At 44.5% G+C, this 20,468-nt stretch carries 21 protein-coding genes; 9 read left to right on the top strand and 12 right to left on the bottom strand.

The genetic code is table 11. The features are described from left to right. Positions 1-23: 23 nt before the first annotated feature. Entirely contained in the window at positions 24-1,052 is a 1,029-nt protein-coding gene (locus tag AAAA78_RS10130; protein ID WP_340591912.1) for a hemolysin family protein, read from the bottom strand. Between the two features lie 208 nt (positions 1,053-1,260). Between AAAA78_RS10130 and AAAA78_RS10125 the strand changes: the two genes are divergently transcribed. Beyond that, positions 1,261-1,830 carry a hypothetical protein gene (locus AAAA78_RS10125; protein ID WP_340591911.1) on the top strand — a complete coding sequence of 190 codons (570 nt, stop codon included), beginning with the start codon at positions 1,261-1,263 and terminating at the stop codon, positions 1,828-1,830. A gap of 69 nt (positions 1,831-1,899) precedes the next feature. Here the strand turns inward: AAAA78_RS10125 and AAAA78_RS10120 are convergent, their stop codons facing one another. Both AAAA78_RS10120 and AAAA78_RS10115 read right to left on the bottom strand, forming a co-directional pair. Continuing rightward, entirely contained in the window at positions 1,900-2,325 is a 426-nt protein-coding gene (locus AAAA78_RS10120; RefSeq protein ID WP_340591910.1) for a response regulator, read from the bottom strand. 129 nt (positions 2,326-2,454) lie between these two features. After that, positions 2,455-4,038: an Rnase Y domain-containing protein gene (locus AAAA78_RS10115; protein WP_340591909.1), complete on the bottom strand. Its 1,584-nt coding sequence runs from the start codon at positions 4,036-4,038 to the stop codon at positions 2,455-2,457. Between the two features lie 132 nt (positions 4,039-4,170). Between AAAA78_RS10115 and AAAA78_RS10110 the strand changes: the two genes are divergently transcribed. After that, entirely contained in the window at positions 4,171-4,635 is a 465-nt protein-coding gene (locus AAAA78_RS10110; protein ID WP_340591908.1) for an OsmC family protein, read from the top strand. After that, positions 4,632-5,036, top strand: a complete 405-nt coding sequence (gene arfB, locus AAAA78_RS10105) for an alternative ribosome rescue aminoacyl-tRNA hydrolase ArfB (protein WP_340591907.1) — start codon at positions 4,632-4,634, stop codon at positions 5,034-5,036. Before AAAA78_RS10110 ends, arfB begins: the two co-directional genes overlap by 4 nt. On the opposite strand, the gene AAAA78_RS10100 is transcribed toward arfB, so the two are convergent. Next, positions 5,033-6,280: an MFS transporter gene (locus AAAA78_RS10100; RefSeq protein WP_340591906.1), complete on the bottom strand. Its 1,248-nt coding sequence runs from the start codon at positions 6,278-6,280 to the stop codon at positions 5,033-5,035. The genes arfB and AAAA78_RS10100 overlap by 4 nt on opposite strands. A 52-nt stretch (positions 6,281-6,332) precedes the next feature. Between AAAA78_RS10100 and AAAA78_RS10095 the strand changes: the two genes are divergently transcribed. From AAAA78_RS10095 to AAAA78_RS10085, 3 genes are read left to right on the top strand one after another with little or no spacing between them, the layout of a single operon-like run. Continuing rightward, entirely contained in the window at positions 6,333-6,722 is a 390-nt protein-coding gene (locus AAAA78_RS10095; protein WP_340591905.1) for a hypothetical protein, read from the top strand. A gap of 18 nt (positions 6,723-6,740) precedes the next feature. Beyond that, positions 6,741-7,556, top strand: a complete 816-nt coding sequence (locus tag AAAA78_RS10090; protein ID WP_340591904.1) for a sulfite exporter TauE/SafE family protein — start codon at positions 6,741-6,743, stop codon at positions 7,554-7,556. Then, a complete protein-coding gene (locus AAAA78_RS10085) occupies positions 7,553-7,939 on the top strand; it encodes a DUF1634 domain-containing protein (RefSeq protein ID WP_340591903.1) in 387 nt (128 codons plus the stop codon). The genes AAAA78_RS10090 and AAAA78_RS10085 overlap by 4 nt, the downstream gene beginning before the upstream one ends. On the opposite strand, the gene AAAA78_RS10080 is transcribed toward AAAA78_RS10085, so the two are convergent. Further along, positions 7,936-8,148, bottom strand: coding sequence for a hypothetical protein (locus AAAA78_RS10080; protein ID WP_340591901.1), 213 nt, complete (start codon positions 8,146-8,148; stop codon positions 7,936-7,938). The genes AAAA78_RS10085 and AAAA78_RS10080 overlap by 4 nt on opposite strands. A 193-nt stretch (positions 8,149-8,341) precedes the next feature. Here AAAA78_RS10080 and AAAA78_RS10075 point away from each other — a divergent pair, with 193 nt between their 5' ends. Next, complete coding sequence (locus AAAA78_RS10075; RefSeq protein WP_340591900.1) at positions 8,342-8,821, top strand: DUF4442 domain-containing protein; 480 nt, start codon at positions 8,342-8,344, stop codon at positions 8,819-8,821. Here the strand turns inward: AAAA78_RS10075 and AAAA78_RS10070 are convergent. The 3 genes from AAAA78_RS10070 to AAAA78_RS10060 are packed head-to-tail and all read right to left on the bottom strand — an operon-like array spanning position 8,807 to position 11,710. Then, on the bottom strand, positions 8,807-9,805 hold the full coding sequence (locus AAAA78_RS10070; RefSeq protein WP_340591899.1) for an NAD(P)H-dependent flavin oxidoreductase: 999 nt from the start codon (positions 9,803-9,805) through the stop codon (positions 8,807-8,809). The genes AAAA78_RS10075 and AAAA78_RS10070 overlap by 15 nt on opposite strands. Continuing rightward, positions 9,789-11,027: a voltage-gated chloride channel family protein gene (locus AAAA78_RS10065; RefSeq protein ID WP_340591898.1), complete on the bottom strand. Its 1,239-nt coding sequence runs from the start codon at positions 11,025-11,027 to the stop codon at positions 9,789-9,791. The genes AAAA78_RS10070 and AAAA78_RS10065 overlap by 17 nt, the downstream gene beginning before the upstream one ends. A 56-nt stretch (positions 11,028-11,083) precedes the next feature. Next, positions 11,084-11,710 (bottom strand): TetR/AcrR family transcriptional regulator, encoded by a 627-nt coding sequence (locus tag AAAA78_RS10060; protein ID WP_295905032.1) that lies wholly within the window; start codon positions 11,708-11,710, stop codon positions 11,084-11,086. Positions 11,711-12,240: 530 nt separating this feature from the next. On the opposite strand from AAAA78_RS10060, the gene AAAA78_RS10055 reads away from it, so the two are divergent. Continuing rightward, entirely contained in the window at positions 12,241-12,756 is a 516-nt protein-coding gene (locus tag AAAA78_RS10055) for a helix-turn-helix domain-containing protein (protein WP_340591897.1), read from the top strand. Here the strand turns inward: AAAA78_RS10055 and AAAA78_RS10050 are convergent. From AAAA78_RS10050 to AAAA78_RS10040, 3 genes are all read right to left on the bottom strand, one after another. Further along, positions 12,728-13,714 carry a universal stress protein gene (locus AAAA78_RS10050; RefSeq protein WP_340591896.1) on the bottom strand — a complete coding sequence of 329 codons (987 nt, stop codon included), beginning with the start codon at positions 13,712-13,714 and terminating at the stop codon, positions 12,728-12,730. The genes AAAA78_RS10055 and AAAA78_RS10050 overlap by 29 nt on opposite strands. Positions 13,715-13,813: 99 nt before the next feature. Continuing rightward, the gene (locus AAAA78_RS10045) at positions 13,814-15,673 is read right to left on the bottom strand and encodes an LTA synthase family protein (RefSeq protein WP_340591895.1); all 1,860 of its coding nucleotides are present in this window, start codon (positions 15,671-15,673) and stop codon (positions 13,814-13,816) included. Between the two features lie 77 nt (positions 15,674-15,750). Next, a complete protein-coding gene (locus AAAA78_RS10040; RefSeq protein ID WP_340591894.1) occupies positions 15,751-17,307 on the bottom strand; it encodes an MFS transporter in 1,557 nt (518 codons plus the stop codon). A gap of 475 nt (positions 17,308-17,782) precedes the next feature. Here AAAA78_RS10040 and AAAA78_RS10035 point away from each other — a divergent pair, with 475 nt between their 5' ends. Continuing rightward, complete coding sequence (locus tag AAAA78_RS10035) at positions 17,783-19,399, top strand: fumarate hydratase (protein ID WP_340591893.1); 1,617 nt, start codon at positions 17,783-17,785, stop codon at positions 19,397-19,399. A 27-nt stretch (positions 19,400-19,426) separates the two neighbouring features. Here the strand turns inward: AAAA78_RS10035 and AAAA78_RS10030 are convergent, their stop codons facing one another. After that, positions 19,427-20,464, bottom strand: a complete 1,038-nt coding sequence (locus AAAA78_RS10030) for an AI-2E family transporter (protein WP_340591892.1) — start codon at positions 20,462-20,464, stop codon at positions 19,427-19,429. Between the last annotated feature and the right edge of the window lie 4 nt (positions 20,465-20,468).

Genomic DNA, 20,468 nt, shown 5'->3' with positions numbered 1-20,468 from the left:
TAAATTCCTTTAAAAAATAATTCTTAAATCGGGCGACGACGCGATTTTGAAGCCAGGATTTTTTTAATCAATCCGTCATCGTCCTCATCAAACACGTCACCGATAATTTCTTCAAAGATATCTTCCATTGTAATCAGTCCCACGTATTTCGTCTGTTCATAGATCACAGCCATATGGGATTTTTGTTCCTGCATTTTTAGAAGAATTTTAAAAAGCGGTTCAAAAGATTTGAATTTTAAAATCGGGCGAATCAGGCTTTGCCAATCCGTTGTTTCTCTTAAAGCCAAGAATTCTTTGGTGTTGATAATTCCAATGACTTCTTGATCTTCCAAAACGGGCAGGCGAGTGTGGCGGGAATTTAAAACAATCGTTTCGACGTCATCGTGGGTGTCATCTTTACGAATATAAATAACATCTTTCCACGGAAGCATGATTTCGCGGGCCACTTTTTTATCGGCACTCACGAGATTCACGACATACTGTTTTGTCTGTTGCGGCAGGTCCTCAATTGCGATGTCCTGGTGATCGTGTGTGAAGTTTTTCTGTGAACCAAAAGTCACAAGCTTCACCAGGATGTTTGTCGACTTCTCAAGAATCGTCACTGCCGGGGAAAGCATTTTTTCTCCCAGATAAAGACCTTGCGAAGTCCACAGCGCGATCACCAGCGGATTTCTTAATGCCATCGTTTTCGGTAAAAGCTCACCAACAACAACACTTAAATAGGAAATCGGCAAAACAACCGCGGCAATAGAAATGGCTTCTGCTGTTTGTTCCGAAACTTTAAAGAACTCCATAAAGAAAGGACTTAAAGCTTCTTCAGCTCCCGCACCACCGACAGCAGCAGCAATAGCGCCAACCAGAGTGATGCCGATTTGAATCACGGAAAGAGTTCTTTCAGGATTTTCTTTAAGCTTTAAAAGAACGCGCGCATTTCTATTGGTCGGAGCAAGACGTTTGAGTTGCTGTCTGCTGACGGTCACAAAGGCCATCTCAGAACCAGAAAGAAGCATGTTTATAAAAAGGCAAATAAGGACGACGAGAATTTCGGTCATGGTGTCTCCTTAGGCAGGAGACTGCATAAGCGTTTCGGGTAAGGGTCAGGATCCATAGTCCGACTAAGATAACAAAACGAAGTTTAAAAACAAAGGATCACTGCATCTTACTAAGACGCGCAGTGCGTTATTGAAATCTAGGACAACCTCATTGCTTTTTATGGCACCGCTCGGCAAAAGAGGGTTCTCAATAATCCTGCGAGGCTCTATGAAAATCTTCGTTCTGCTTTTGGCTCTGCTTTCTTCCACGACTGTTTTTGCTTCTTGGGAGGAAGATTTTGAACTTATTAAAAACGTTCCTCGCAGTTACGAAGATTCAGGATCGATCTGTGAAGAGGTCGCACGCGTTCAAGTTCAACGTGAATTCCCAGCTCCGCAGTACAATGTCATTGTCGGTATCGCTTACGGAGATGCCTCTCACGTGATTGGTGAACTTGATGTTGTGATCTTTGATGCGAACATTCAAAAAGTCGTGAAAATCGGCGAAGTGAAATGCTGGAAAGACGTAGCAGGCGGTCTTGAAAAAGCGCACGAGCAAAGAGCCAGATTTCTAAAAACAGTCCGCTCTAACAAAGCGACACGTTTCTTTAATACCTCAACAAAAGAAATTTATTCTCCAGAACAATTTCAATTCGTGAATGAGTTTTTCTCTATCGCGCAAAAAGGTTCTGTCGCTCAGGGATTTGATAAAGAGTTGGAGTACACTCTTCTAGAAATGAAAAATCACCGTTATGAAATGATTCGCTGTCAGCATGACGGCAAGTGTGCTCGCCCGTAAGACCCGAAATGGAATCGGGGGCCTCCGGCATCCTATCCGGAAGCCCCTCGCGCGCGTTCCTAAGTTTCCTTAGATCGAACGCAAAATAAAATTAAATGATCGCATCATAGAGCTGAACGCCTGGCGCTTGTTGATAAAGCCCATATAGGTGAAATGACGAACCAGTGGAAGTTCCAATTCTTCTTCCGAGTGACCTGTGTAAATCACAACGGGAATTGCTTTTCGAATTCTGTGAATTTTCTTTTCTGTCAAAAGGCGGTCCATTAACAACAACGTATCGCGACCACCCATCTGTGGCATCTGCCAATCTAAAATCACCAAATCAAACTGCCTGTTGACGAGCAATGGAATGGCGTCTTGACCATCAAAGGCCATTGTTACGTCGCATTTGTAGTGATCAAGGATGTGAGACATAAGCTTAACGGAATCTAAGCTATCATCAATCACCAACACGCGCGGAGTGTGTTGCCTTTCTAGTGCTGTTTCGATCACCATGAGGTATCTCCCTTTTAAAAAACTTACCTCCTTATTTGATCTGAAGTAGATCGGAGAATCTTCTAAAAGAGCGACCATGAAGGGATTTTAATAAAAGGTCTGTTGAGATACAGAAAGGACTCGCGTTTATTACGCGAGTTCCTTCCTAGTTTGTTCTGTAACAACAGTTTCGCGCACAATGACCACTTTGATTTGACCAGGGTAGTTGCACTCTTCTTCGATGCGCGCGGCAATTTTTTTAGACAGATCTAAAGCTTGCGTGTCGTCGACTTTCTTGCCGTTCACAAGAACACGGCACTCGCGTCCGCCACTCAAAACGAAACAGTCCGTCACCCCTTGGAAGCTGCGAGCAATGTCTTGAAGCTCAGAAACTTTTTGATTGTAAGATTCAATCGTCGAACGACGTGCCCCCGGACGAGCCCCTGAAACCGCATCGGCTGCGATCACAAGGAATGCATGATCCGTTGAAGGTTGTTCATCAAAGTGATGGGCTTTTACAGCGTGCACCACGTCAGGCGCTTCGCCGCGGGCCGCGATAAAGTCAGCACCAATCACGGCGTGTCCACCTTCCATCACGTGGTCCATGGATTTACCAATGTCATGGAGCATACCCACGCGACGTGCTTTTTTAATATCCAAACCCAGTTCTGCTGCCATCAATCCCGCAAGCCAACCGACTTCACCGCAGTGGAAGTATTGATTTTGCGTGAAAGAATAACGATAGCGAAGAGATCCCATCATTTGACGGATTTCACCATTCAAACCTTCCAGTTTTAATTCTTTCGCTAAAGCATCACCATCATGTTTGATGTTTTTAAAGAGTTCTTTTTTCTGATTTTCAGCAATTTTCTTGATGAAATCAGGATTGATGTTTTTCTTCTCTTTGAAAATTCTTTCAAGTGTTCTGCGAGTCAGTTCACGACGAACCGGATCGAATCCCGCGACACCCACCATGTCCATACCTTCTTCGACAATGATGTCGCAACCGCAGGCCTCTTGAACGGCCTTAATGTTGTTGCCATTGGCATCGACGAAAAGTTTGCGGATGTGGTTGTCTGGAAAGTTCACGGCACCAATACCGCGTTCAGCACAGTACGGACGGGCAAAGCGATCAATCACGAGACTCAAGATTTTTTTCGCACGCACTTCGGCGTGTTCTTTTAGATCCTCTTCAGATTCTTGAATGAACTTAGCGGCTCTGCGACGAGCATCTTCTTCCATCTGAGTTTTTAATTGAGTTTTAAATTCCTCAGAAGATGTTCCCAAGCGCTCTGTCAGCTTTTGCACGAGATCATTGTTTAAATTTTTCTGTGCCTCTTTCAGTTTGTTCAGTTCCGCTTCTTGGGTGCGCAAAGCTTGTTCTTGCGCTTTGACTTCAGCTTCACGCTCTTGCAGTTTTTTCTTTTCTTCGTGAACGATAGAATCGGCTTTGGATTTTTTTTCGTTGGCGACTTCTTGCAGCTCTTCAATGCGGCCTTCAACCTTAAGCATCTCAGGTTCAACCTTGGTCCACATTTCCATTTCAATTTCTTGAACGCGTTCTTTTTCCTCAAGAGCTTTCAGCTCAGCCGCTTCTTTGGCTTCTCCAACAATGTCTTGAGCTTCATCACGAGCATGGCGCAAGGTGCGCGCATTCAGAAATTTGTGCAAGGCCAAGCCCACGCCACAACCGGCGATCAATCCAACAAAGGCTATAGCAATCATTGCAATCATAGTGTTACTCCTAACCCTTTTAGTTTACTGTTCCTTGCGCTTCAACGCAAATGATCCCCGGTTTTGAGCTTCTCTTTACTTCTGGCGTTATGGATTGTAGCGTAAGGACTGAACTAATTTGAGGAGACTTTTATGGGTCATATGGAATGTCGTACGAAATGGATCGGAGATATGGGATTTGAATCTCATATTCGCACTCATAAATTCACAATGGACGCTAAAACGGAAGTCGGTGGCAAGGACCAAGGGCCAACTCCGAAGGAACTTCTTTTGGCCAGCATCTGCGGCTGCACGGGGATGGACGTGGCTTCTATTTTAAAAAAAATGAGAGTGAACCTTTTATCCTGCGACGTGAATGCACAGGCCAACACCACGCATGGCTATCCTTCCATTTTTGAAGAAGTGAAACTGCAATATCAAATCGAGGGATCAGATATTAAACCAGAGCAAGCAATGAAGGCCGTGACCTTGTCGATGACAAAGTACTGCGGTGTGAGCGCGATGGTTTCAAAGGCTTCGCCGATGACATACGAAGTGATCTTAAACGGAAGTAAAATCGGAGAAGGAAAGGCAGATTTCGAGGGTGCTAAAGGGTGATCTCCGTACAGATTCCGTTTTCAGAATTGGATTTTACCTATGCGCGCTCGCGAGGGCCGGGCGGGCAGAATGTGAATCGAACTAATTCCGCCGCGATTCTGCGTTGGAATTTATGGCAATCGCAATCCATAAACCAGGATCTTAAGGAACGTCTTGCGATCAAGCTTCAAGGAAAGCTCACTGTCGACGGAGATTTGATCATTCGCAGTGAAGTTCACAGGGATCAAGATCAAAACAGATCGGAATGCATTCGCAAGCTTCAAGAGATGCTTAATAAGGCTCTTTTTGTTCCTAAAAAACGGGTGCCGACAAAACCGACAAAAAGTTCGCAACGAAAAAGAGTGGACACAAAAAAGCGCCACTCTGAAATTAAATCTTTAAGACAGAAAATCCGTGATTAAACGACGGGCTCACCGATGTGGGCGGTATCAGCTTCTGTTTTTGTAGTCGCACTTTCGATCGCGTGAATTCGACGAGAAAGATAAATCGCTACGAATGTGAAAACGACCGCGATGTATCCAACGACATTGTAGTTATCAAGGTGACCGTTAGGACCTGTCGTGATGATAAGTCCTGCGATATAACTAGAGACCGCCGCGGCCATCTGTTGCACGCAGCTTACAATACTCATAAAACTTCCGCGATTTTGCGGCAAAGAAGTTCCTGATACCAAAGCGGTAGCAGGAATCATGCGTCCTCCGGAAGACACAAAGAAGAAAGCGCAAATCGCTAAAGTCAACCATAGCGGCGTTTGTCCCATATGTGTGATCACCCAGTAAGGAAGAATCGTAATCAAAGCGCCCCACAGGAAAATCTTGTGTTTACCAAAACGATCGGCAAGACGGCCAATAAAAGGGGAGCTAAAGATCGTGCAAAGTCCACCGGCCATGTACATGAGTGGCAATTGTTGCTCTGTCATTCCCACATTCGCCACAAGGGAAGGGGAAAGAAAGGGAATGATTGCAAAGTGGCCAAACATCACAGCCGCCATAAAGAACAAAGCGCGACGCTGATTTTGATTGTGAATAATACGAGTCAAAACACGGTGAATAGGTTCTTTCTCGCGCTTTTCCAGCAAGTGAACGCGCATTTCAGGAACATATTTCCAAATCACAAAACACAAAAGCAATGAAAGTACGCCTAAGAATGTAAACGGTGCGTGCCATGAAAATTCGTTGGCAAGAAAAAGGCTGAATGGAACTCCAAGGATAGAGGCCATTGAAAAGGAAGTCATAATAACTCCCATAGCGCTTCCACGGCGTTCATAAGAAATCGCATCACTTACAATCGACAACACCAAAGAGCTTAAAACTCCTCCGAAAATTCCCGTCAATCCCCGAGCCGTTAAAAGAAGTTCGTAGTTAGGGGAGAGAGCGCACGCAATAGTGCCGATGGCGAATCCGAAAAAGAAAAAGAGCAGGCTTGTTTTACGATCAAACTTATCGACAAAGAAGGAAGCTAAAAAGCCACTGATCGAAGCGCTGAATGTATACGATGACACAAGGAGTCCGAATTGATGAGGAGTGATCGCAAACATACGCATCAACTGAGGTCCCAGCGGCATCATGATCATAAAATCCACGATAGAGCTGAACTGAATCGTAGCGAGAATTCCAAGGAGAATTTTTTCTTGTTTAGAAAACACGGTGGGGGTCCTTTTTGTTGACGACTTTCAAACTAACCGATAATCCATTTCTATGGCAACAATTTGGAAGTTTACAAAATTTGTTTTGGTTTTGCTCGTCATTGTCGGTCTTTCTTGGGTGATTTTGGCGAACTACAGCGTTATTTTCTCTAAAACCGTTGTGGGTGAAATCACAGGAGTGGAGCGTGTTGAAATCCCTGTGGCATTAATGGCACGTAGCGATGGAGATATCACTTCAAAAGTGTTCTCTTTTGCGATTGGCATTAAAGATCAAAAAACAGGCGAAATCTACACGGCGTCTTCAGAAGATCGTCAGTGGGCCGTAGCACAAAAAGGTCAGTGTGCTGAAGCGGTTTTCCTTCCCTATCCACCTTGGCAGTTCACGAAGAAGGACACTTACTTCGGCGCACGCTTGGTGCGTTTGTTTGAGTGCGCGAAGTAATCGGAATTCCGTGATCAGATGTTAGAGATTCTTCTTCTTTTGACGGCAGTGGGTGCAGGCTTTCTAGGAGCTCTTTTAGGGCTTGGAGGCGGTATCATTGTCGTCCCGGTCTTAACACTTTTTTATCATGTCAATATTCGTTATGCGATTGCCGCTAGTTTAATTTCTATTGTCGCCACATCTTCGGGCGCGGCTGCGAGCTATCTTAAAGACTCTTTAACAAATCTGCGTCTGGCCGTTTTTCTTGAGATCGGTACAGTGACCGGGGCTGTTGTTGGTTTTTTAATCGCTTCATTTATCAAAGCGCAATTTTTGTTTTTACTCTTCGGTGTGTTTTTATTTTTCTCGGCGATCATGATGCTCAGAAAACGCGAAGAACACCTCACGGGAGAGAATCATCCCTGGGCAACGGCTTTGAAGCTCGATGGTTCGTATCCTGAAAGCAACGAGCGTTGGGTGAACTACAAAGTTCAGCAAGTGCCGCTGGGATTGTTTGCGATGTTTGGTGCCGGAGTTCTTTCCGCTCTTCTTGGGATTGGCAGTGGTATTTTCAAAGTTCTTGCGATGGATGGCGCGATGAAACTTCCTATTAAAGTTTCTTCAGCGACTTCCAATTTTATGATCGGTGTGACCGCTTCGGCCAGTGCGGGAGCTTATCTTTTGCGTGGAGACATCCAGCCGCAAATTGCAGCTCCGGTGGCTGTAGGAATTATCATTGGCTCTTTCTTCGGAGCAAAAGCCATGGTGCGAATTCCAGCAAAACGCATTCGTCAGATATTCGTTGTCGTTTTAAGCATCGTCTCCATTCAAATGATTATTAAGGGGCTTCAATGAGTAAAGAAAACTCAGCACCCTTGTCGCTTCATCAACTTGAAATTCGCATCAGTCAATTTTTGCGGGGTGGGGTTCTTTTTGCCGGAGCATTGCTTTTTGTAGGTTGGGTTTGGATGCTTATTAATAGCGGCGACGTTTTAAGCACCTTTAGCGAGTATCATCCACAATCGCTTTCAGAAAGTATTCAATGGGCGCTTATTATGAACGACCGCGCTCTTTTGATGTCTTTCTTTGGATTGGTCGTCCTCGTGACGTTGCCAGTGATACGCGTTTTGATGACAGGAATTCTTTTTATCAGACAAAAAGATTATCGCCTGGCGATCATGGCCTTTGCGGTTTTCTTTGTTCTCATCGCAAGTTTTACTTTGGGAATTGATCTTTAAAAAAGTTTATTGGCCAGATACAGCGGCAATAAAATATAAATCGTGATGTCGCGAACCAGATAATACACAAAAAACACAGCAAAAACCTTCCATCCGTAACGACGGAGAACGCCCTTGATACCGCCTTCGCGAAAAACCTGTTTGGCTTCGCGAATTACTTTCGGTGTCCAGCGTTCTAAGAATTTAGGTTTTGGCGGTGACTGATCCATAAAAACTAATGGCCCCTTACCTAGTGCTACCTCTCCTTTATAAGGGCTTCGGTTAAGGGGTCAAGGAAATGAGGCAGGTCTGTCTGCCTCGGCTTTATTACACTCTATATGTTGCGATTAGTCAAAATGAGAGGTCTTCATCTAAAAGTGCTAGTCCATCTCTGGGCCCGAGTCCTACTATTAAACAATGAACATGAAAAATCTCAAATACACAGCGTTTATAAATCTCTATGGTCTTCTAAAAATTCCTCTCGTTCTTTTTATCAGTCCACGTGTTGTCGAAGCAGGGGAAAAGCGCTTTATTCTGAAGGTGCCGCTTTCTTATCGCACGAAAAATCATCTGAACTCGATGTACTTTGGAGCTTTGGGAATTGGTGCTGAATTGTCGATTGCGGCGGCGGCTGTGATGGCAATTTCAGAAAGTAAGCAAAAAATCGATTTCGTTTTTAAAGATTTTTCAGGTCAGTATTTAAAACGCGGCGATGGTGATGTGCATTTCATCTGCGACGAAGTTGAAGCGGTGAAAGCTTTGATTGATGAAGCGAAAACAAATCCGGCACGTATTGAAAGAAAATTTAAAGGGTACGCGGTTGTTCCAAAAACAAGTGAGACGGAGCCCATAATGACTTATGAGCTCACGCTCTCCGTGCGCAATCGTTCACTCAAGTCCTAAGTGAGAAAGATTCTTCACGCTCTCGTCATATTCGGCGATGAGCTTTTGATAAATCTCACGCACTGTTAGGATTTCTTCCACCAAACCCACGGACTGGCCGGCACTCCAAACCGTTTTCCAAGTGGGTTTGACCGCGGCTTCTTCTAAAGACTTCATGCCCATTAAATGAATCAACGGCGTCATGTATTTTTTCGTGAGCTTGTGATCTTTTAAAATCTTAATTGCCCAAGGCAGATCTGTTCCTAACTTTTGCACGTAAGGAGTGTTGATAACCGCAGCCGGAGTTCCTGACACTCGTGTTGTCATCACAATATCTTCCGGCGTTGATTGCACAATCGCATCTTTGTAAGCCTGATCGACTTGTGCTTCGCGACTCGCGATAAAACGAGTTCCAACGCTCACACCGGAAGCGCCTAAAGCTAAGCACGCAGAGATCATTGAACCGTGCGCGATACCGCCGGCAGCGATAATAGGAATCTGCAGGCGTGTTTTGAGCCAAGGAATTAAAACCAACGGTGAAATAGGACCTGCGTGTCCACCAGCTCCAGTGCCAACGGCAATCACGCCATCAGCGCCCATATCTTGAACTTTCAAAGCATGTTCAAGATTCGTCACATCGCAAATAACTTTTGCGCCATTTTTGTGAGCTTTTTCAATCACTTTCTTAGGGCTTCCCAACGAGGTGATAAAAAGGTCCACGCCGTTATCAAGAGCGATCTTTAAATCTTGCTCTTGGCGCGTATTGCTTTTATTCACGATGATATTCACACCCATAGGTTTTTTCGTGCGCTTTTTAATTTCTTTTAAAGCTTCGGCATATTTTTCGATGGGACGATAATTAAGAGCGGGAAATGTTCCAATCCCGCCGCTTTCGCTGGCTTCGACCACGATGTCCGTGTTGCTCACCAAAAACATGGGTGCCGCGATAATCGGGAAATCCACTTTCATCAAATCTGAGAAGGGCGTATTAATTTTCTTGAGCATGTTTGTAGACCTCGATTTTTTGCGAGTGATAAATTCCCGCGTGTCCTGAAAAAATATAACTCATAACGCACGCTAAGGCTGCGTAAATGGCAGAGCCTGTCCCAAATAATTCCATCGCCATCAAAAGACACGCCAGAGGCGTATTCGCGGCTCCTGCAAAAACAGCGACGAATCCCATTCCCGCTAAAAGACCTGTAGGCAGAGGTAAAATCCACGCCAGAGCATTTCCCAATGTTGCGCCAATAAAAAACAACGGTGTGACTTCGCCGCCTTTGAATCCGGAACTTAAAGTGACGACGGTGAAAATGATTTTAAAAAGAAAATCGTAAGCCGGAACGGGTCCCTGAAAACTTTCGACAATAACGGGAACACCCAATCCCAAATAGCGATCGGATTGCAAAAGCGCAGCTCCTAAAATCACAACCACGCCGCCGATAAAAGCGCGCACCAGCGGAGATGCAAAAGTTTGTTTTAAAAGATGCGTGAGTCGGTGATTGCTCCAAGAAAAAGCATAAGCGCAGAGACCAAAACAGATGCCAGCAACGAGCGACCACAAAACAGTGAGAACTGAAATCTCAGGAACTTGTGCGATAGAATAGGCCGTGTGATGCACGCCCCATTGTAAACACACGCGATCAGCAATAATCGCCGCAATAAAGCAGGGAAGAATGGCTTGATAGCGAAGGCGCCCAATAGCTAACACTTCAAGGCCAAACACAGCGCCCGCCAGCGGAGTGCCGAAGATAGAAGAAAACCCTGCAGAAATACCTGCCATCAAAAGGGTTTTTCTTTTTTCTGCATCAAAACGGAACAGCAATGTTAGCTGATCTGCCAACGTTCCGCCCATTTGCACGGCGGTTCCTTCGCGTCCGGCAGAGCCACCAAAAAGATGAGTGACCAACGTTCCTAATAAAACAAAAGGCGCCATACGCAGAGGAACGACTTTTTTTGGATTGTGAATTTCATCAATGAGAAGATTATTTCCTGCATCCGTATTTTTGCCATAGCGTGAATACAAAAACGCGATCAAGACACCAGCCCATGGAAGTAAATAAAGAAGCCAAGGATTTTCAATTCGTGTGTGCGTGACGAAATCAAGAGCCAGTAAAAAACCAGCGGAGGCGGAACCTGCAAGAAAGCCAACTAAAGCGGCAATAAAAATCCAAAGAAGAACATCGGGAAGAAGGCGCAGAGGAATTTTAAAAAGTTTTGCTGAATTCAAAAAAAAGACCCTCCTCGATAAGAATACGAGGAGGGGCGTTGGAGGCAAGTGAATTCTTACGGATTCAGATAGCGTCTAATAAGAAGGAAAACTTCTTTTTTGATCGCGTCTTCTCTTTCAGGTCCTTGAGGGCCTAGAAGAGCCAGTTGCAAGATATTGTTAAAGCAACTGACGATAAATAGAGCCATCATTTCACGATCGCGTCCTGGGATTGGCGGCATGTGTGCGAGCACCGCTTTTTGATAGTGCTCAAAGAACACGCGTCTTGTGTCCCAGTAGTCGAGCATGCCTTGCACTCCTTGCAGTGCCGTTCTTAGAGGACGGTTGTCATGAAAGCGAGTGAATCCAATATCAATAAAGGCATGAACTTTAGAGTCCAAGTCTGTCGCTTGGAGTTTTGCCAAGTTTTCTTCGATATAGGCCAAGTCCTTCTGCAAAAGATCATCGATCACTGCAGCGACAATAGCTTCTTTGTTTGCGAAGAATTGATAAAGAGATCCGATACTCACGCCGGCCATTTCGGCAATCTTATCTGTCGTAATAGCGTGATACGGCTCTTGCACTAATAAACGTGCGCAGGATTCCACAATGCTTGCCACCGTTTCTTTGGAACGTTTTTGCACCGGGATTTTCAGCATGTAGCGTTTTTCGGGATTTGTGTGAGTTACTGGAGCAGCACCCATAATTTCCTCCTTTCGAGGCTTATAAACTTTGCTCGTGTTCATATTCGGTCTTTAGGGGGCAATATTCAATACTGGTTCCCAAAGTATTAATCTGTAATACCGAAGTCCCTTAGGGGAGTACACTTTTACAGAATCTTAACAATATTTACGAACCATCGTCTTATTTTGGTTCTATGAGGCCAAAAACTAGAAACATTACTCTATAGCAATCAAAAAGCTGTATAAATCAGAAGAAAAACTTGTGTTGAGCTTAAATTTTATACTCTTTCATAAATGATTCTCCACTCACGTCATTGTTTTTTGAATTAGTTTTTAAACTCGGAAGGCCTCATGGTGGGCATTTTCGGGGTATTTTGTGCGAAAAAGTCGATTCACATTGACCTCGTTCGCCGCGGCGCAAACCTCATATTTTTCCGATGACCTCACATTTTAAAATGGACCTAGTAAGCCAAAAAATAAGATAGCAATCATGATCCAGATCATCGACATGATGTTTCTCTTGTCCCAAAATTAAAAGTACAGGAGGCGTCATGTCTGTGCTCGAAGTGGATAAACAGTTCCCCAACCTCGGCTCAAAGTTAGGTCTTTGTGTAAAAGACCTTGATAAGCGTGTGCTCTATCAAAATGAAAATTGTATAAAGACTTGTGGGCTCATGACGGGGCAAGTGTGTGGCAAGACGTGCATGCGTCTTTACCATCAAATTGAAGAGTGTGCCGCTGTCTCTGAAGGCATGAAACTCTTTAAGGCCACAGAGATCGAAGGCCATAAGGTTGATGCCCTGATCGTTAATGACGGTAACAGCATTACAACTATTCTTTATCCATTGGATGAAGACCAGGATAAATTCAAAAAACAAGAAATCTTCTTCCAAGAACGGGGTCTTACAAAAAGCGAAGTTCGCATCATGCAGATGGTGATGCAGGGAATGACCAACGCCGCGATTGCAGAGAAGCTCTTCATTTCCAAAGCAACTTTGAAAACTCATTTGAATAATATTTATAAAAAGCTGCCTGCTTCTATGCGCCCATCTCAGGTGAGGGGCTAGGTTTCTGCGTGGTCTGGTCCTTATCATAAAAGTGACGGGTCAGAACATAGACAGGGCAAGGGGCTTTGCGTACGACGTTGCGGGTATAGCTTCCTAAAAGAGCTGCGCTCATAGGTCCGCTTTGCGCCTCCATGACCACTAAATCCGCCTCGTGATTTGCGATGGAATCAAGTACAAGTTCATCGACGCCTTTAAAGCTGCTATCAATAAAGAATGAAGCCGTGACGCCTTCTTTTTGAGCCCAGTCGACCCATTGTTGCGCACGACGGGATTGGCTTTCAATCTGGCTTTCGACGATCTGATCCAAGGTCATCATCTTGCCTTTGTAGTTGTAAACGCGCGGACTCGTATCTAAATCAAAAAGACTTTCAATAGGACGAGCGATTGCGTGAAGAAGAAGAACTTCGGCTTTAAGCATTTTGGCGAGATTTAGAACATGTCGGAAGTTGTCTTTAGAATGTTCGCCAAACTCAGTGGGAAATAAAATATTTTTCGAGGTTTTTGTTTTGGTAGCGTGATTTCCGACCACGCAAACCGGAATTTCGGATTGCAGCAAAAGACTTTCAGCAAAACTTCCTAAAATAAATCTTTGAAATCCTTCTCGACCGTGACTGCCGACGATAATCAAGTCGGCTTTGCTCTTCACGGCATAATTTGAAAGGGTTTCCGCTGCGCCAGCATGGGATTGAGAGGCGTGCGGAATCACTTTGGCTTCTCGTAAGAACGGCAAGTTGTAATCCGAGAGCACTTCTCTAAAAAGGGATTCCGCCGTTCTTGAGTGGTCCGTAACCCAGGCAGGGACCTCGTAGGTGGGAAGTACGATCTCATTTTCACGTAACAAGTAAAGCGGTTCAATATCGGCGTTCGTCGTCTCGTAGAGATGAGTCACGTAATCCGCCATTTTCTGGTTCAGCTCTTTGTTATCCTCGAATGCATCAATGGCCCAGATAATTCTCATAGAACCTCCCGCAGTCTTAATTTTGCTCTTAAGGAGGTCCGGAAAAAAGACCCTCTTTGAGAGTCTTGTCGTGATACAAGAAAGATTGAAACAAAACTGTTATTTGAAAAGATATTCTTGAGATTCTTTGATGTAGCTTAAACCTCTTAAGTACATTTCTTCGCCATTTTCTGGACAAGGCAGCTGATAGTGGAAGGCCATATCGTTTTTCCAACGGAAGCAGCGCTTATTGTTGAAATCACGAATATTAAAGACTACGGCCCACGGTCCCTCAAACCAGACTGATTGCCCCAAGTGAAAAATGCTAGCGCCTTCAGAGAAATCAGCAGGGTGCAAAAGAGAGCGTCCCAAGAATGTCGGAGCTTCGTTCCCTGTGAGGTCTGCCAGCGTCGCGCCGACATCATTTTGTGTGTAAGCTCCTTCAAGCAGTTTTTCTGTAAAAGGAGATTTGGTTTTTTTATCCGGATTCACCGAGTGATATTTCATTAAAAATGGAATGGAGTAGTGCTCAAAAATTCCATTCGCAGAAAAGCTCGTGTGATCTGAAAGAAGAACTAAAACCCAATCTTTTTTCCACTTGCGTTTTTTAAGCGCTTCATAAAATCCACGCAGCTCTTTATCCGCATGATGAGTCACACTTAAGTGCAAAGATGATTGGTTCTCTTCGCCGAATGCGGGACGAACACCGTGAGGTAAAGCGAGATCGTGAGTTGTGTTGGTGTTGAGACCAATCAACATGGGCTCTTGCATATGGTCCATTCGGTCGATAGCAAACTTATAAAGGTCTTGATCGAACACCCCCCAAGAGTTTTGTTCGATGTTTTTCCAATCTGGAATTTCGCGTTTTCCGTAAGATTCTTGAAAGCCTGTTTTCAAAACCAAAAGACCCACGCCACTGGTGTATTGGTCAGATCCTTGGAAGAACGCAGAGCTGTAACCCTTTTTTGCTAGGAATTGCGGAAAGCATTTAAAATCTTTGTTTTCAATTTCTGAAAACATAATGCTTTTTCCGGGAGGATTGGGGAGACTGCAAAGAGTGGCAAAAAGTCCTTCTGTGGTGCGATGCCCTCCGGCTAGCATTAAATCCACACGCAAAGATTCTTTACGAAGAGAATTAAAGAAAGGCAGAACGTCTTCATCGCCGACTTTTTTATCGACGTAAACTCCGGGCCAGCCTTCTAAAAATACAATCACGATATTGCCATCAAAATCCGCAAACGGTTTTTGAATGCCCCGCAAAGATCTCCAGCGTTCAAAAATTTCCGCGCTCTTAATGTGCGCGGGAATTTCGATTTGTTCTTTGGAAGATTTTTTTCCAGAAAGCACTGCCCAAACAATTCCGTAAGCGCCATTAAGGGCGAGCGTCGCACCTTTGCTGCCTCCGCCAGAGCGATACGCCCACGAAGGATCTTGGGGAATGCCTTCAAAGCCACGGGCAAAAACCACGCTGATAATTAAAACAAAGAGCACAGCAAGGCTGCGCTTAATAATTCCAGTGACGGGTTTATAGCGGGGGGTAAAAAACTTAGAGGCAAATGAAGCTCCCAAGAATGCAAAAAGAGCTTGCAACCAGTATTGTTTTAACAAACCGCTAAGAGAACCCTGAATGGTAAAAAGATTATAGACCTCATAGGAAATATGACGACCGGATTCTTTGGCGTAAATCGCATCGACAGTGATAAAGACCGTGTAACAAAGCAGAAGCAGCCAGTTGATTTTGGAAAACGTTTTTTCTGCGAAACCAAACATCACGGAGCTGCCGTATAGAATCAGATACATGAAGCTAGCAATCGCCAAATCAAAGTGCCAGCCATATAAAAACGGTCCCAGCGTATTATCAAAACTTTCTAGCGCCTGGAAATCCCAAAGATTCAAATAAAGAGCGACGATTCCGCGCATGACCATGCCCAGAATTACAAGACGAAGAATATAGCGAGCGGAAGAGATAAAAAATGACATGGGCGCAGAGTATAAGAGAAAAATAAAAAAGCCCACTAGGAAGTGGGCTTTTTTTAGATTCTTGTTAAGAATTTTTTTTAGTTTGGAACGCCCGCAGGATCCGTACCTGGTCCCGCTTGAGAGTGAGCTCCACTTTGTTGAAGCTTCTCTTCGGCCTTTTCCACTTCAAGGATGTATTTCTTCGTAGCCGCAGGAAGTTCGTGCCACATTTTAATAGAAAGCCACAACCCCAAGAAAGCAAATGGCAACAAGAACAAAGGCCAATAGTGCCAGTCTTTGTGTGAAAGGTAACCGATCGCAATCGATTGAATACCTGAACCTAAGTACACGCAACCATCCACGATACCAGACGCTGTTGCTGTCATCTTCTTACCACCGAAATCGGCGGCCGCTGTTCCCGACATCAAAGAATGAACACCGATCACGGCGAACGTCAGCATCACAGCCGCAGCACCCAAAGCAGTTGGGTTCTTCATCAAAGAGAAGATCATGATGATTAAAAGAACAATCATGAAGGCATTGTTAAGAGCCGCTGGAGGACCACGACGAGATTGGAAGACACGGTCTGAGATAATACCTGCGGCAAATCCACCGAAGATACCCGTTAAGCAAAGCAATAGCCCCCAGTTTTGAATAAAGAACTGAGAACCATCAAAGAAAGAAGGATTCACGTCTTTCATTTCTTTAGCGAAAACGAGATACCATTGCATGATACCGTTACGTAAAACGCCTGAAGTGAAGTCCACAAGGGCGATTGTGATCATCACTGGATTTGTGAAGATCTTTTTAAGCATGAAACCGATAGAGATTTTCAGGTTCTCATCGCTTTCACCGGGAGCAGAAGAAGCATCGGCTGTATCGAAGTCATCAAAGTTCGCTTCTTTTGGAGAGTCCTTCAAAAGAACCATGTCAACCAATGCCCAGCAGATCAAAAGAAATGCAGGAATTGTAAATACCAACCAAGTGGCATTTGTCGTACCTGTGTCGATAGCAAAAATGTGCTGAATGAAGTTTTGGAAAGCTGTTCTTTCGCCTTCAATATGAAGCTGGGAAGCATCAACGATCGCTTGACCCCAGTCGAATGCAAAGTAAACCCCGAAAGAAATCAAAGTCCCGAAGATTGCGCCGAAGACACCGCGCTCACGAACGTGGAACCAGTAGGCTTTGACTTTGATAATGGAAACCGCACCGTAACTTTGGAAGAACATGTTCAGCGCAAACAATACAGAGAACGCCAGAACCATATTCGTTTTTAGGCGTCCCATAAGGTAGAGGTAAGTCACTCCACCCATCAAAAGATTCATTACTGCGGCACCGAGAGCCGCGATAATAATCCCTTTTTTACCACCGATCTTGTCAACGATCGGACCGTTAAGAAGAAAAGAGAAACCGTAAGTGATTGTACCGGCTGCGAAGATCAAACCAAATTGTTCTTTGGTCATCATATCGCCCAAGGCATTTTTGGAGACGTTCAAGTTGTAACGAGCCATGTACAAGAAGGCATACGTCATTCCGAGGGGGAACCAGTTAACGAAGCGACGGAACATGAACTTACGAGAATGACCCAAAGGGTTGTTCTTAAAGTACAGGGTGATCACAGCCGCGAGACATAAGCCTACGAGGAAAAGTGCCATGGAGCCTCCAGTAAAAATTTCCGTGAAAGCTAATAGATAAATGAGAAGTTGGCAATCGAAAGAGCCGGAATCTGCCCGAGAGAAGTTTTAGGATTTTGTTAAGACGCCGCAAACACGCTCCTCAAGTGAATTTCACTCGAAAAACAGCAGTGATACGATGCAAAAAGTTCATAATAAAGAGTCCAAAATGTGTTTAGGTGCGGAAATTTGTGCATAAGAAAAACTTATGGAAAGTCTAAATATTATCTGTTTGTGCTTATAGGTCCAGGGCGATATGTTTTGTTTCAGAAGGAGACATTGAAAAAATCCTTCGACCCTCGGTAGGTCCTTGGACCACCTCTCTGACGCAAGAGAGTGCCCCGGTCCCCAAATAAAATGCCGTAATCACGGCTCCTTAAATCCCACCATCAAAGCCCACCTAAAAAGCCGCACCGAGGCTTGCGCGCGCTGACGACGCAATGCTACCTTTGACGCTATGTCATTCAAATATTTTCCTCTCTACGAAAAACAAAAAGATAACACTCAGTATAAAAAAATCTCTTCCGATCACGTGAAAGTTGAAAAGTTCGGCGACAAAGAAGTTTTGGTGGTTGCGCCAGAAGCTTTAGAGTTGATCGCGCAGGAAGCTCTTAGCGATGTGTCACATCTTTTGCGCGCCAGTCACTTGGAAAAACTTGAAAGAATTCTTAAAGATCCTGAAGCGTCTCCGAATGATCGTTTCGTCGCCGTAGATCTTCTTAAAAATGCTGTGATCGCAGCACAAATGGAGTTTCCTTCGTGCCAAGATACCGGAACAGCGATTGTTGTCGGGAAAAAAGGTGAAAGAGTTTTCACAGGTTTTGACGACAAAGAATATCTTTCGAAAGGGATTTACAATACTTATCAAAAACGCAATTTGCGTTTTTCGCAGATGGCGCCGATTTCTTTCTTTGAAGAAAAAAACACAGGCTCTAATCTGCCAGCCCAAATCGATCTCTACTCTGAACAAGGTGATGAATATCATTTCTTGTTCATGGCTAAAGGTGGGGGCAGTGCCAACAAGTCTTATCTCTATCAAAAGACAAAAGCTGTTTTAAATCCGGAGGGATTTGAAAAGTTTGTGCGAGAGACTTTGAATTCTCTCGGAACAGCAGCGTGTCCTCCATACCACTTGGCGTTCTGTGTAGGTGGAACTTCTGCTGAAGAAACTTTGAAAATCGTAAAATACGCGTCCGCTGGTTATCTAGACGGGCTTCCAACTTCAGGCAGCGAAGGCGGCAGAGCTTATCGTGATCTTGAAATGGAAAAACAAATTGAAACCTGGGCTCGTGACACAGGCATTGGCGCGCAATTTGGTGGAAAGTATTTTGTTCATGACGTGCGCGTGATTCGTTTGCCTCGTCACGGTGCGAGCTGTCCGATTGGTGTTGGCGTGAGTTGTTCTGCCGATCGCAATATCAAAGGAAAAATCACTCGTGACGGTATCTTCCTTGAGCAATTGGAACTTCATCCTGAACAGTATCTTCCAAACCATTTGAAAGATGCGAGTGCCGAAGCGATTCAAATTGATTTGAATAAACCAATTCAAGAAACGTTGAAAATCTTGTCGGCGCAAAAAGTCGCAACACGCGTGATGCTAAGTGGCCCGATGATCGTGGCTCGCGATATTGCACACGCAAAACTCAAAGAAAAAGTGGACCGCGGTGAAGGTGTTCCTGAATACTTTAAAAACTACGCTGTTTACTATGCAGGTCCTGCAAAAACTCCAAAGGGTTATGCTTCAGGATCTTTTGGCCCGACGACAAGCGAACGCATGGACCCTTACGTAGGAACATTCCAAAGCTTGGGTGGCTCGATGATTATGCTAGGTAAGGGAAACCGCAGCCCACAAGTCACAGAGGCTTGTAAGCAGTATGGTGGATTCTATTTGGGATCTATCGGTGGACCTGCGGCTCGTTTAGGAAAAGAGTGCATCACAAAAGTGGAAGTTCTCGATTTCCCTGAACTCGGTATGGAGTCGGTGTGGAAAATTGAAGTGAAAGACTTCCCGGCCTTTATCATCGTTGATGACAAAGGAAATGATTTCTTTAAATCCGTCATTCGCAAACTGTAGAAAAAGGTACCAGGTACCTTTTTCCCTTTAGATATCTTTTATAAGAATCGGACTCAAACCGACAAAAAGATTCATGATCACCGGGCCAATTAAGAGGCCCGGGAGTCCCATCATAATGATAGCTCCGACGACACAAGTGAAACCCACCACGGGGTTGATCTTGTTTTCTTTTCCGACCATGAAGGGTTTTAAAATATTGTCGATGGTTCCAGCGATGATCGCAACTATGGTAAGTCCTACGCCAGAGCCCGTTCTTCCACCAATAAATGCTAACACGGCCAAAAGAAAACCCACCGGAGCGGCACCTATCACGGGGATGAAAGACACAAAGAAAGTGACGGTAAGAACCAACCAGAAGTCACCTTCACCGAAGATCAAACTTCCAATGCCGATGATGGACGCTTGAATAAGCCCGATAACCAAAGTTGAAAAGAGTGTGACCGAGCAACTGCTTTTAAAAACTTCCACCAGGTTATCTGTCGCTTCCGAATTGAAAGGACTGTATTTCATAATGAGTTCACGAACGTCCGAGGATTTAACCAGCAACACAATGAGTACAATAGTAAAAACAAAGCTCGCTAAAAAAATTGCCGGAAGCTGTCCTAGAAACTGACTGGAGTAATTAAAAATCATTTCTCCGGTTTTTTGCATCGTGTTTTCCATCATGCCGCGAGCGGGACCGGCGACATCTGTTCCAGTCCAATCAGAGATCTTTTTTAAATATTCAAGTACAAACTCTTTCAAATTGTGGATCTGTGAAACAATACGATCTGTTTCGATACCTTGAGGTTGGCTGATGTGTACGACAATGCGGTAGATAGCAAGCGTAATAGGAATCCAGAAGATCGCAAAGCCAGCCAGGACCGTTAAAGCAATGCTGCTATTGCGGCTCAGTTTTGTTTTGCGGCTGATGGTGTTGATAAAATCATTCAATCCTAAAGCGAAAATGCCGGCCAAAACCAAAGGACCTAAGAAGGGCCAGTTGATAAATAAAAATGCGGCAATGAGAACCACTAGCAGGGCCCAACGAACCAGAGTGCTTTTTGATCTAAGAATATCCATCATAACT

The sequence above is a fragment of the Bdellovibrio sp. BCCA genome (genome assembly GCF_037996825.1).
GTDB lineage: Bacteria > Bdellovibrionota > Bdellovibrionia > Bdellovibrionales > Bdellovibrionaceae > Bdellovibrio.
This window is presented reverse-complemented; position numbering and strand designations above follow the sequence as displayed.